We start from the raw sequence: 13,495 nt of genomic DNA on the forward strand, positions 1-13,495 counted from the left end.
TACGTGCGGCGCTCCTCTGTGTCCGCACGTCGCGCACTCCGGCGCGAAATCCTTCTCATACGCGCTCTCTCCCATGTATCGAACGAGGACCGCGAATGCGTCAGGAGGATGAGGCGGAGGGTGGCTGACGACTCAGCGGCGTCCGCCCGCGCGGGAGCCAAGGATCTGGACGGTGCACGTTCCTGACAGCACGAGACCTCGGCGCTCCGGCCATTTTCAAGGCAGCGCTACGAGGAATGGGGGGATGTGCATGTTGCGTCGAATGGCGGGAGTGATGGCCTTGCTGCTGGTGGGTTGTGGCACGGAGCTCGAGGTCATGGAAGGTGTGCCCATGGAGGACACACCCCTGCAGTCACAGAGGGAAGGCCTCATCGTTGGCGGCAATGACCTCATCCCCGTGGCGGCGGATGGCTCGAACATCCCGGCGAGGTACCGCCCGCTGCTGGATGCCTTCGGCCTGCTGAAGATCGGCACTGCGGGCTTCTGTACCGCGACCCACCTGGGCAACGGCGTGGTGATGACCGCGGGCCACTGTTTCGCGGCGGGCTCCGGCGGACAGTCGAACCTCGCGTGTCCCGCGGACACGACCGTCTCCTGGGGAAAGCGCGCGGGGACCGGCCCCTATCTGGTCTCGAGTTGTACCCGCATCCTGGCGATGCAGAACTCGGGCGCCTGGGATTACGCCTTCTTCGAGGTGAGCCCGCCGCCCCCCGCGGCGGTGGGATTCCAGTCCAACGCGGGCGGTATCAACAATCCGGTGGGCTCCTCTGGGACGATCTTCAGTCACCCCCAGGGCAGGGACCTCGAGTGGTCGCAGACTTGCTACATCCCCCCTCTCGCCGCCGGTTTCCTCCACTCCTGCGACACGGAGTCTGGAAGCAGCGGTGCCGCGGTGATCGAAGACGACTCACTGCAGGTCGTCGGCGTGAACCACTCGAACAATGGCATCCACAACCAGGGCATCTTTCTGGACCACACCTCGCTCGGGTGGCTCTGGCGGGCGCACCGGCCCACCGGGGAGCTGAAGGCGTGGGGCGGCAAGTGCCTGGACGCGCAGGGGGGCGGCACCGCGAACCGCACTCCGTTCCAGCTCCACTCGTGCAACGGCTCCTCGGCGCAGACGTTCCGGCGGGAAGCCCTGGCCTTTGTCGGCAACGCGGGCAAGTGTCTGGACGCGCCCTTTGCGACAGCCGGTACCACGACCTGGCTCTTCGACTGCTGGGCGACTGGAAATCAGCAGTGGCGGATGGAGAACGTGGAGCTTCGTCACATCTCCGGCAAGTGCGTTGACGTCCCCTATGCGTATGACGGCTCGGGGACCTGGCTCTTCGACTGCTGGGGGGGCCCCAACCAGAAGTGGACGGTGACGGATTCAGGCCTCATCCGCGCGCCGGATGGCCGGTGTCTGGATGTGCCGTGGAGCACCGCGAATGGCACGCCGGTGTGGGCCTATGCCTGCCATGGCGGCGCGAACCAGCGGTGGACGTTCAACCAGGGCGGGGAGATTCGCGGCCTCGGCGGGAAGTGTCTGGACCTCGCCGATGGGAATACGACCAACCGCACCCCCTTCCGGCTCTGGGACTGCAATGGCTCATCCGCGCAGAAGTTCCATCTGCGAGGGGAGATTCGGGGGCCGGGCGGGCTGTGCCTCGACAACCCCTGGAGCACGTCCGACGGGACGCTGCCGTTCTTGTGGGAATGCCACGGAGGTGACAACCAGAAGTGGGAGCACCGCTGGTAGCGCGCCGCCCCGCTACTGACCTACGACCAGGCCGCGTCGCCGCCCACCGAGGACAGCGACGCGACCTTTTCGACTCAGGTCAGCGCGTCGCCGTGAAGCGACGCACCACGCGGCACTCCGGGTCGCCCGCCACCGTGTTCACATGGTTGGCATTGAACGTCCCGGAGAAAGAGGCCGGCGCGTCGACACTCTCGGGGCCCTCCGCGAACTGGCCTTCGATGAGGTAGAGCAACTCGGTGGGAGGTCCCTCGCGGCGCTGGAGCTGCACAATGGCCCTCAGCACGATGTGTTTGGTGGTGCTCCCGTAATGCGAGCCCGTGAGCTGGAGCTCTCCCAGCGTCGCGGTGATGTCCACCTCGCTGCCCTTCTGGACCACGACGACCCGCTCGCCCTCCGGCAGCGACACCCCCAGCAGGCCGCAGTCGGCGCTCAACGGCGTGGGGTCCTGGAAGCGGAACACATAGTCGCCGCTGATGGCGCAGCCTGATTCACAGCGTTCGGGCCCGATGTCGTCGTCGTCCTTGTCGTCGCCACTGCCGCACCCCGGATTGCCCATGCCACTGCCCATGGTCAGCATCGCCGTCATCAGCAACAACGGGACGCGCAGGTACGTCACGGCGGTTGGACTCTTCTTTTCTCGAGACACTGCGTCACTCATGTCGGCTTCCCCGCCACTGCTTTCCGGCCCAAAGACGATGTTTCTACTGCGTTTCGGGGCGCTGGAACAAATCCGCGATAGCCCCGTCAGCCCCGGTGACTCCACGCTGTTGAGCCTTCAATCCTTCTGGGGGCTCCGAGGTGGGGTGGAAGCCCCCTGGGACTCGGGTGCGCCACGGGTCCTCCCGCATTCAACCAGCACCTTCGCTCGCGGTCCGAACGACCAGCTTCCCGTCATGCCTCCGTAATGCCTCTTGAAAAAACACCCCGCTCACGGGGCTCTTTCAGAGGAAATCCCATGTCTCGACGTGGAAGTCGCAGCCCCTGGCTGTTGTTGACGGCTGCCCTGGTGGCGGGTCCCTCCCTCGCGGGGGAGGTGACGAACGTGGTCGCCTCGGACCGCATTCCGCTCCCCGCGGAACGGGAGAGCAAGTATCGCAATCGTATCGCTCAGGAGCTTGGCGGCGGGGGCTGGCAGGTCTTCCTCGGCGACCTGCACAGCCACCCCCGAGGCCATTCGGAGAACGAGGACACGGAGCTCGACTTCACGCCCCAGATTCTGCGGAGCGAGGTACTCCAGTCCGCGTTCCGCCATGGCTATGACTTCTTCGGTACCAGCAACCACACCTCGTCCTGGGACGACGGCTATGACGGTGATGACCCCATCTCCCAGCTGAGCCCGGAGCTGGATGCGAACGGTCAGCCCGAGCTGCTCATCCTCACGGGCGTGGAGAGCCACGTCGGTCCCGACGACGGCACCGGCCCCTCCCATGACCACCACTTCAACAGCTTCAACCGGCACGTCCACGTCCACTCGGACGATGTCTGGGACATGCATCACGAAATCCTCAACAACTACTCGACCAATCCGCTGCTCAGCACCCACGTCCAGTTGAACCACCCCAGCGACAACGTCTGGTTCACGCTGCCCACCGAGCCGGACCGCCGCCGCAACGTTCGTGACGCCATCGAACTCACCGAGTTCAACGGGCTCCCCAGGTACTTCGAGCTGCTGCGTCGAGGCTTCCGCGTCGCCCCGGTCTCCAACTCGGACGCGCACGCCACCACCCGCGAGCTGCTGGCGCATGAGTACCTGGACCGGAATCCCGACGGCTCCTTCGTCAGGCCCTTCATCGACGAGCCCGGCGTGCCCCGGGAGAAGCTCTACGGCGATGACTTCGCCCAGGGGCGCGGCGGTGTCGTGCTGCCACCCGGCACGCCGTTCAACTACAACAACTTCCTGACCGCGCTGCGCAACCGCTCGGTGTTTCGCACCGGGCTCGCGCCCGCCTCCGGCTTCTTCATGGTCAACGGGCGCCCCATGGGCTCCGAGTTCGAGCGCGCCGCCAACGAGCGGAGGCTGGACTTCACCGTGTGGGGCACGACCAAGGACGGCACCGGGTATGGTGGCAACGAGTGGACGAAGCTCCAGGTCTGGAACCCCTTCCAGCCCGGCGCGCCCCTCAAGGAAATCACCTACTCCGACCCGAACCTCATCAATGTGCGCGAGGCGTTCTCGCTGACGCCCTACGAGTCCATCTACGTCGTCACGCTCACCCAGAACTGGGGCAACTCCGAAGTCGTCATGGCCCCCATCTGGGTCACCAATCCCGTCAGCAAGCCGACCGTCTCCTTCGAGCACCCGGTGATCAACCGGCAGCTCGTGCCCATGCTGTTCATCAACGGCGGTGGTAACAGCCTCATCCTCCAGCGCGCGACCAACCCCTTGTCGCCTGACTGGAAGACCGTCGGGACCATCACCAACAACTATTACTACCCCATCGACTCCGCCACGCTGCCGACGACCTCGCTTTGGAGGGTGGTGGACCCCCACCAGCAGACCATCGTCTCCAACGCGACGACGCTGACCATCGCCAATGGCATCGAGGCCGAACTGCCCTGGGTCGGCACCACGACGCACGATGGCGTGAATGTCACCGTCCACTGGTCCCATCCGCAGGGTGTGGCGGTCGACTACTTCGCTTCGCGAGACAACGGTGCGACGTGGACCAAGGTGGGCGAGGACGTCGTGGCGAACACGAACAGGTACTGGAACTTCTACACGGGCGGCTGGGGCAACTCGAACGTGCTGCTCAAGGTGGTGGACAAGAACGACTCGGGCCGCTTCGGCATCGCGGGGCCCTTCTTCGTCGACGCCACCGTCGAGCAGAAGATTCCCGCGACGTCCAGCAACGCCACCATCAACGCCATCGCGGCCTACACGGTGACGGATGACAACACGGGCTCCTGCTGGTGGACGAGCAACGGGAACGAGCAGTCGGTGTACATCGACCTGGGACAGGTGCACCTGGTCAAGCGGATGGAGGTCCTCTTCGGCAGCGCGAATCCGCCGAGCTGGTACATGGGCCTCAGCCTCAACGGGAGCAGTTGGGTGATTCAGGACGGCGGCTCCCTGTCGTATGCGTCCGGTCAGACGCTCATCAGGGATTACAGCCAGCGCTCGGGCGGAGGGGTGAACACGCGCTACGTGCGGTTCTACGCGTCGGGCACCTTCCCCGGCATCACCCAGTTCTCCCAGATTTGTGACGTCCGCCTCTACCGGTAGGCACGACGCCCCAATCCTCGGGGCTGTGTGACGGGCCACTTCATGACGCGAGGACGGAGCGGAAGCCTCGGCTCCCGCTCCGTCCTCACGGACTCACACCCGCGCGCCCGGCGTCACAGCTCCGTGCTGGCGTGCAGCGCCGTCACTCCCGGCTCCACGGGCTGCCGCCAGGTGGCGCGGTAGGTGCCCCCCGCGAAGTCCCACGTCACGCTCCAGGTCTGGACGGGGAAGGGCCCCTGGTGGGGCGTGGCGCCGCTCCAGAACGAGCGTGTGCCCGACGCGTAGGACAAGCCCAGGTCCGTCGACTCCCCGAAGCCGGGCCCCGTCATCAGCCCACAGCCCTTCGCGTCGCACCGCAGGCTGCCAGACGGGTAGGGGCGGCTGACGTTCGTCGCTTCCTTCAACCACTCCGTTCCAGTCCACCGCCACCAACTCAGGTCCGTGTGCATCCGGATCCCGCTCGGGGACACGGCCAGCAAGCCCTGGCCGTCCCCTGACGACGCCACGGTGTTCTCGTTGGACCAGGCGACACCGTTGTGCACCATGTAGCGGAACTCATGGCTGAGGGGCGCCATCACCATCACCGCGCTGTCCGTGGCCACGATGTCGTAGATGCCGGTCCGCAGCACCGGCTCCACCCTCGGCTGCCAGACGCCCGAGGTGTGCATGCGCAGGATGTTCAGCTCGCGGTCCTCCCGCTTCGTCGACAACGCGAAGGAGGCTCCCGAGGGAATCAACTGGGTGTTTCTCCAACGCAGTATCGTCGACGTGCGCTCGGCGGCGAGCTGAGGCGTGCTCCACGTCGTCCCGTCCACGCTCTGCGCCGAGCGAATCTCCCACTCGCCCCACGCCGCCATGAAGCCACTGGCTCCGTGCACCAGGACCAGGTCGGGGGCCGTAGCCGTCACGCTGTCCAGCTTGACCGGCGTCCCCATCGCCCCCGCGGCGTAGGACACCGCCCAGATGTCCATCTTGCCCGCCGTGGTGGATGGCTGAAGGTATGCGACGACCACCCTGTCGCCATCCACGGCCACCCGGACGTTGGAGCCCACGGGCCCCAGACGCACGGGCTGGTGCCACACCTCCCCGTCGTACTCCGCGAGGAAGAGGCTCCACACGCCCCCATCGAACTGCTCCCACGCGGCGGCTCCTTGCCCGTCCGGCGCGAAGTGGACCACCGCCTCCCGCACGCCACCGACGAGCGGCGGCGTCACCATCTGCCTCGCCGCGCCCCACTGGCCGCCGCCCTGATAGCCACGCACGGAGAGCTGCCCCGGCGCCACATAGGACACACTCACCTGGTCCCCCACCCGATGCGGCACCACGGGAGTGCTCTCCGCGCCTCGAAGCTGGACGCTCGGCTGCCACCCCTGCGACGTGAGCGCGGTCCCCCAGACTTCATGCAGGGACGACGTCGGGCCGTTCTTCTTCATCAGGACCAGCAGCTCATTGCCCACCGCGCGCGTCTCGAGCACCGCGTGCATCCCTGTCGCGACAACACTCCTCGTCACCGACGTCCACGAGCCCCCCACTTGCGTGATGGAGTGCAGCCCCGAGGAGCTGCCCGACAACAACCCGACGTAGTTGCCCTGGTACGAAACCATCGCCACGGGGAGGAGCAGAGGCCCGCTGTCCGGCAGCCGCACGAGGGACTGCCACTCACCATTGACGCGAACCGACGCGGTGAGTTCATCCGAGCGGATGAAGAGCGCCGTGACGGTGCTGCCATCCGAGGCGATGCGCAGGTTGCGCGCCTGACTGGAGGTGATGAACTCGGCGGGACCCCACGCCCGGGTGGTCCGATTGAAGAGCGAGAACCACGTCCCCTCCGAGGTGGTCCACGCCCGGCCAAAGCTGTCTCCCACGAGGGTGTACTGCTCCTCCACGGACGAGGAGACGACGCTGGAATGCACCCACTGCACACCATCGAAAATCGTCGTGACGTCCTCGAAAGAGTCCGGCCCGGATATCAACATCACGGCCCCCGCGTTGGAGACGAGGGTGGGGGACGTCCCCAGGTTCTTCCGGGTCACCTCCAACCACTGCGCTCCGGAGCGCACACGGAAGGACTTCGCTACGGAGTCATAGGCATAGAGGTTGTCGCCGAAGCCGAAGAGGTGGCCACGGATGCCAGGCGTCACCGGGGTGAAGGCCGTTCCATCGAAGGTCGCCACCGCATCGTCGTTGGGCGATGGGGTCGACCACCCCACGATGAACCGCTGGTCCCACACGGCCGCCTGCGGCGACTCCTTCATCGAGCGCCCCTCGCCCACCAGGATGGACGCTCCGAAGCCAGAGCCTCGGTTGAGCGAGGCGCGGACCTGGACGCCCGTGCCCGTGTTCTCGTTCCACACGGCCAGCGTCCCCAGCGGCCCGGTGGCGAACACGGCCGGGCCCGGCTGGCCAGGACTGCCCGCGCTCACCCTCACCCCCGGAGCCACCGTGCGGAAGGTGTACGTGAAGGGCGAAGCGAGGCTCGCCCCCTGCGGCGTGCGTACGTCCCTCACGGTCACCGTGTAGTTCGTCGCCGGCGCGAAGGGCGACAACTGACGGTACGCCACCGTGTTCGTCGATGACTCGTAGTTGGCCACCCCCGTGACACCCGCGACGCTGACCGTCTCCGGGGTGATGGAGTCCCGGTCCAGCGGCCGGTCGAAGCGCACGCGCAGCGGGCCACTCAGCGGCACGAAGCGCGTGTCCGGAGCAGGCGTCGCGTCGAGGACCTGTGGAGGGGAGGGGGGCAGCTCCGTGACGAAGCCGAAACCCTCGAACGGCACCAGCCGGTTACCGACGATATCCTCCACGAAGCGGGCGTGTCCCCGGTAGCGCGTCTGGTACTTCAAGGGCTGGGCAGGAGTGAAGACCCCCTGGAGCCGCGCGTCGTCGTAGCGCAGGGCGCCCGGGACGAGGCCGACCACCTGGGTGCCATCCGCGTTCAGCTCCTCCAGGTAGAGACGGTCCGGCGTGATGCTCGCGGGCCGGAGCGGCTCGCTGAACGTGACGATGATGGGGGCGTTGCGCACGGCGACTCCCACCGAGGTCGCCTCCGGCAGGGTTGCCTGCACGCGAGGCGAGGTGGTGTCTCTCGACGACGCCACCACGAACGTGAGCGTGTACGGCTGAACGAGGGGATTGCCCGCCAGGTCCTTCGCCTTCGTGGAGAGCGTGCCCGTGACACGTGCGCCCGGCGCGGGCTGGGGGCTCACCCGGAAGTACAGCGACCGGCTCGCGGCTTCATAGGAGTACGTCCCGGAGAGTGGCGACGCGGGGTTCGGACCCAGCAACTGCTCGAACTGGAGCGACTCGGCCGTGAGGGTGCGCGGGTCCATGGCCTCGTTGAACGTGAGGACGTACACCGGCCAGGTCGACGGCACGTCCGTCACTCCGAGGAGGGGCTTCGTGGCCGTCACGCTCGGCGGCGACGAGTCCGACTCCAACCCCACCGTGAAGATGGAGTGATGGGGCACGCTCAGCGACTTGCCCGTCACCGAGCGCAGCAGCGAGGAGACCACCGCCGTCACCAACGCGTCGGCGGTGAACGGACGCGCCGGGGTGAAGGTCAGCGTGCGGGTGGTGGCGTCATGAGTCAGGGTGCCCTGGAGCGAGACCCCGTTCTCCGACACCGTGAGGACATGCTCGTTCACCGTGCTGACGTCGAGCGCCTCCGTGAAGCCCACGATGACCCGCGCGTTGCGAGGGACCGCCTCCGCGTCCAACGCGGGCAACACGTAGTCGATGAAGCCCAGGCTCTCCGAAGGCTGCGAGCCACCGTCTCCAGTCCCACCGTCCCCCGTGGGGCTGGAGCCACCATCGGAGCCTCCAGCGTCGGGATCGCCCGAGGCGTCCGGCGGGTCATTGTCGTTCGGCGTGTTGTCCTTGCAGGCAGGGGTGAACACCATGAGGCCCAGGACAACCAGGGCCCATCTCATCCAGGAGGGTTTCAATGTCATAGGGGGGATGTCGCGGGCCGAACGGCTCGTGCGGCGCTTTCCGTTCCCGCGACTCGGGTGACGACGACAGGACCAAGAAGCAGCAAGAGGGACCACGCGTCGACGGAGCCCCTGTACGGACAGGGGTCATGCGCGCCCGGATAGGCGAGGGCACCTGCAACCAGGTGACAGGCGCTCGCCACACCGCACCGATGTACCGCGACCCTCTGACGTTCCCCTTGGAGCGACCTCCAGATCTCGGCCAGTCGGCGACGCACGCGTCATCGCGGTCCTGAGCCTGACGCCCTGACGGGTTGGGGCGACACCTCGCGGCACTGAATGCGGCCGCATTCCACGCTACCGCCGTTCGTGGCACTCGACTTTGGTGAACTCGTAGTGACTGGTCCTGACGCCCCAGTTTCTGCGGATGCCATTGCAATCACATCGCCGATCTCCCGCGAGGGTCGTCATTCCAGGCGGGCGTGTCCATCCCAGGAGTCTGGGAGATGCTGTCCGGCCCGTGCGGGGATGGACAAGAGTGCTCTGGCTCTATCTTGGCGACCGAGAATAGACGGCCTTTCCTCCGAGGTGGCGCACGGTTCGGCGGCCCCCATCCGCGCCCCGCCTCGGCTCCTCCGCCTCAGCCAAGTGTGTCCTGGTGCGCGGCGCTCCGACGTCCCATGGAGTTGCCATGGCTTGACATGTGCTCCGTGTGCCAGTGTTTTTGCTTTCCGCCGCGTCTTCCTTCAGGAAGGAGGGGCCCACGCCGTTGGCCCATCCATCCCACCTGCTGTCTGGAGGAACGACCATGACACCCCTGCTACGAAGCATCTGGCGTCGTCTGCCCATTCTGATGTTCGCGCTGGGCTGCGGTGGAGCACTCCCCGAGCCAATAGAGGAGGGCGCCCCGGGTATGCAGGCGGAGTCCTTCCAGCCGGCGAATGTCTCCCTTTCAGGCGCGCTGCTCGATGACCACGGAGACACTCCGGCCACCGCGACGCACCTCCCTGCCTCCTCTGCCAGCTTCGGAGGCACGCTGGAGAGCTCCCTCGACCGGGATGTCTTCGCCTTCCAGTCGGGGGCCCGGCACTTCTACCGCTTCCACTGCACCTTTCCGGAGCCGCTCGTGGGTTGGGGGCTCGAGCTCATCGATTCCGCGGGCAGGCGTCTGGATTGGGTCCCTGTCTGGATTTCGTCCGGGCGCAGCCTCTACTTCAAGACCCACTCGGCGCAGACCACCTACCTGAGGATGTTCGCCGTCCATGAGGAGCTGTCGGGCTCCTACAGCTGCGTGCTCGAGGACGTGGGGCAGGATGACCACGGTGACACCGTGGAAACGGCCACGCCTTGGCTCCCGAGCACCCAGGCCACGGGCGTCATGGAGCTGCGCACGGACATGGATGTGTTCACCGTGTCTTTGTCGCACGGGGCCTTCCATGGCGTCACCTGCACGTCCCAGAACCCGGCCGTGTCCTGCAAGGTGAAGGTCCTCTCTCCCACGGGTTCGTCCACGGGGGATCCCACGGGCACGGTCTCCTTCAATGCGACGCATGACGGAATCTACCGGGTGGAGGTGACGTCGGTCTTCGCGCAGGACCTCATCGTCCAGGCGGCCTATACGCTCCAGTTCGCGACCCTGGGCACGGACGACCACGGGGATGCGCGGGAGTACGCCACTCCGGTGACGCCGTCGTCCGTGCCTTTCACGGGGCAGCTCTCCGGTGGACTGGACCGGGATGTCTTCTCCTTCACCACCCAGGTGGGACACATCTACCTCTTCAGTTGCGAGGTCGTCCCTGGGTACAGCGTGGGGCCGCACCTGATGCTCACGAATGGCACGGGGCAGATGGTGGATGTCCACACGTACGTCGAGAACCAGCCGACACGTGTCTCGGTGGATGCGGCCGCTGTCGCCGAGTACTTCGTGGAGGTGGGCTTCGGGGCCTACGTGGGCCCCTATTCCTGTCGCCTGGAAGACCTGGGTTCAGACGACCACGGGGACACCCTCGTGGATGCGACCGAAGTGCTGCTTCCCTCCCTGCTCACGGGACACATGGAGACGCGCCTCGACGTGGATGTCTTCTCCTTCTCCGTGCGTGCCGGGCACCACTACTCCCTTCAGCAGATGGGAGGCACCGGCAACGCGGGCGCAGTGAGGCTGAAGAACGCGCAGGGGACGGTGCTCCATACCCTGTCCGGTGGCTTCACCTTCCTGTCGTCCGAGGAGGCGGTCTACTTCCTGGAGGTGGATGTCGCGCCGTTCGGGCGTGCGGGCACCTTCTCCATCTGGGCCCGTGACCTGGGACCCGATGACCACGGGGACACACCCGCGACAGCCACGCCGCTCGAACCGGGCCTGCCTGTCTCTGGCGCGTGCTACGTGAGCACGGACGTGGACGTGTTCACCTTCTCCATGGAGGCCAATGCCCTCTATCGGGTGAGCTGCACCGGATGCGACCCGAAGCTCGAGTCACCGGCCGGGCTGCTTCGCACGCTCAAGACGACCCAGGGCACCACCATCAGCTACCACCTGGACGCCGACGCAACGGCTCCGGTCTACGTCGTCGTCAGGGCGGGGCTCTACCAGCTCACGCTGGAGTACCTGGGCACGGACGACCATGGGGATGACCTGGTCCATGCGACGCCCATCACCTATCCGCTGCTGCTGCCCGCGGTGCTGGACTCCGCGTTCGACGTGGACGTGTTCTCGCTGAGCCTGCTCGCCGGGCAGCCGCGTCGCGTGAAGGCCACGGCCGGTTTCGGGACGGTGGTGAGTGTGGTGGCCCCGGATGGAACGGCGGTGCCCAGGAGCTTCGCGGGGGACTTCACTCCCACCCAATCGGGCCTCCACCACCTCCGGGTCCGGCCTGACATTGCGTCCGGGAGCTTCACGTACGGCCCCTACTCACTCATCCTGGACTGAGCACGCCGCCGCGTTCCCTTGCGCGTCTGGCGCCTCAGCCCAGCGAGGCGGGAGGCCCCGGTCTTCAACAGCCCGCGGGGTCATTTCAGCAGCAAGTTCCGACTTCGCGTGGGTGTCTCGAATCCCGAGACTTGAGACGGATTAAGCATCCAAGGTTGTCGCTGAGGGTTTGGGGTGGGGGCGCGCTATGAAACCTGGCGCGCGGCCCCGGCGGGAAGCCCTCGCCGGGCGGCGCATTCCCCCGAAGTCAAAGAGACGAGCATCCATGTTCAAGCAGGCAGCAGTCCTCGCGGTGACCGGTGTCGCATTGCTGGTCGGTTGCGGCGGTATGGATCCGCGAATGGAGAATGAGGAGATCATCTCCAACCTCATCGAGGCCGGCTATCCGGCCAAGGACATCCAGGTCATCAACGAGGCTGTTTTCGTGGGCGGCGACACGCGTGTGACGCTCCAGGCCTCCCGAGAGATGCTTCAGGCCCCCCCGGGGAGCGCCGAGCACTACAGAACGACCAACGTCGTCGGCCCCTCAGTGACGAAGATCTGCCTCAACCCATCGGACTCGTTCAACGAGCATCCCAAGTTGAAGCTGGGGCTCAACATGGCCATCGAAAACTACAACGCGCTGGGTCTGCGGTTCACCTTCGAGCGCGGCCCGACCACCGGCTGCTCCGCGAACATCGACATGGTGACCACGACCGAGGACCATAGCTGGACGTTCTTCCCTGCGCTCGGTCTCCCCCACGGGACCATCTACATGACTGTCTTGCTGGCCAACTACGAGCTCGACATCAACGAGCACACCATCACCCACGAGATTGGCCACGCCATCGGGTTGCGCCACACGGACTACTACAACAGCGCCATCAGTTGCCCGAGCGGCTACAACGAGGGCGATATGGGCGTGGGCGCCATCCTCATCCCGGGGTCGCCGGAAGCCGCCGTTTGGGACGGGTCCGTCATGAACGCCTGCCCCAACTTCGGCAGTACCGGCGAGTTCACCCAGGCCGACGAGGCCGCGCTGAAAGCCCTCTACGGCCCGAGCGAGCTCCCGAACTGCTCGAACGTCGACCTCACGGTCTTCCGAGGGCAGACGGGGGCACAGGGTCGCTGCACCTGCTCCCCGGGGGCCTCAGGCACTGTCTGGGGAACGAATCTCTACACCGATGACTCGAATATCTGCACCGCCGCGGTGCACGCGGGTGTCATCTCCACCAGCGGTGGGACGGTGGTCGTCGAAATCCAGCCGGGCCAGAGCACCTACGTGGGAACCACTCGCAACGGCGTCACCACGAACTCCTACGGCGCCTGGGCGGGGAGCTTCCGCCTCATCGGCGCTCAGGTGCCGCAGACTCCGCCGATCTGCTCCAGCTTCAACTTCCTGTCCTACCGCGGGCAGAACGGGACGCAAATCCGGTGCAACTGCCCGACGGCGAGCCTCGGAGCGGCGATCTGGGGGACGGACCTCTACACCGATGACTCGGATGTCTGCACGGCGTCCGTGCACGCGGGTGTGATTGCCTCCAGCGGCGGACAGGTGACTGTCACCATCCAGCCGGCCCAGGGTGGCTACGCGGGCACCACCCGCAATGGCGTGACCTCGTACTCCTACGGTTACTGGGCGGGGAGCATCTCCCTCAGCCCGTAATCGCCCCGTTGGCAATGGGCGGCCCGGACAGAAG

At 66.5% G+C, this 13,495-nt stretch carries 7 protein-coding genes; 4 read left to right on the plus strand and 3 right to left on the minus strand.

Annotated elements, in window-relative coordinates:
* Positions 1-250: 250 nt before the first annotated feature.
* A complete protein-coding gene (locus HUA74_RS40920; RefSeq protein ID WP_174458921.1) occupies positions 251-1,741 on the plus strand; it encodes a ricin-type beta-trefoil lectin domain protein in 1,491 nt (496 codons plus the stop codon).
* A 79-nt stretch (positions 1,742-1,820) separates the two neighbouring features.
* Here HUA74_RS40920 and HUA74_RS40925 read toward each other — a convergent pair whose 3' ends face one another.
* The gene (locus tag HUA74_RS40925) at positions 1,821-2,399 is read right to left on the minus strand and encodes a hypothetical protein (protein WP_174458922.1); all 579 of its coding nucleotides are present in this window, start codon (positions 2,397-2,399) and stop codon (positions 1,821-1,823) included.
* 297 nt (positions 2,400-2,696) lie between these two features.
* Here HUA74_RS40925 and HUA74_RS40930 point away from each other — a divergent pair, with 297 nt between their 5' ends.
* Positions 2,697-4,964 (plus strand): discoidin domain-containing protein, encoded by a 2,268-nt coding sequence (locus HUA74_RS40930; protein ID WP_174458923.1) that lies wholly within the window; start codon positions 2,697-2,699, stop codon positions 4,962-4,964.
* 113 nt (positions 4,965-5,077) lie between these two features.
* Here the strand turns inward: HUA74_RS40930 and HUA74_RS40935 are convergent, their stop codons facing one another.
* Complete coding sequence (locus tag HUA74_RS40935) at positions 5,078-8,893, minus strand: Ig-like domain-containing protein (RefSeq protein ID WP_174458924.1); 3,816 nt, start codon at positions 8,891-8,893, stop codon at positions 5,078-5,080.
* Between the two features lie 357 nt (positions 8,894-9,250).
* Positions 9,251-9,364 (minus strand): DUF6289 family protein, encoded by a 114-nt coding sequence (locus HUA74_RS46980; protein WP_371817390.1) that lies wholly within the window; start codon positions 9,362-9,364, stop codon positions 9,251-9,253.
* A gap of 337 nt (positions 9,365-9,701) precedes the next feature.
* On the opposite strand from HUA74_RS46980, the gene HUA74_RS40940 reads away from it, so the two are divergent.
* Entirely contained in the window at positions 9,702-11,816 is a 2,115-nt protein-coding gene (locus HUA74_RS40940; protein ID WP_174458925.1) for a hypothetical protein, read from the plus strand.
* A gap of 340 nt (positions 11,817-12,156) precedes the next feature.
* Positions 12,157-13,461: a M57 family metalloprotease gene (locus tag HUA74_RS46985; RefSeq protein WP_306440922.1), complete on the plus strand. Its 1,305-nt coding sequence runs from the start codon at positions 12,157-12,159 to the stop codon at positions 13,459-13,461.
* Positions 13,462-13,495 lie beyond the last annotated feature (34 nt).

It is taken from the genome of Myxococcus sp. CA051A (assembly GCF_013336705.1).
Taxonomy (GTDB): domain Bacteria; phylum Myxococcota; class Myxococcia; order Myxococcales; family Myxococcaceae; genus Myxococcus; species Myxococcus llanfairpwllgwyngyllgogerychwyrndrobwllllantysiliogogogochensis.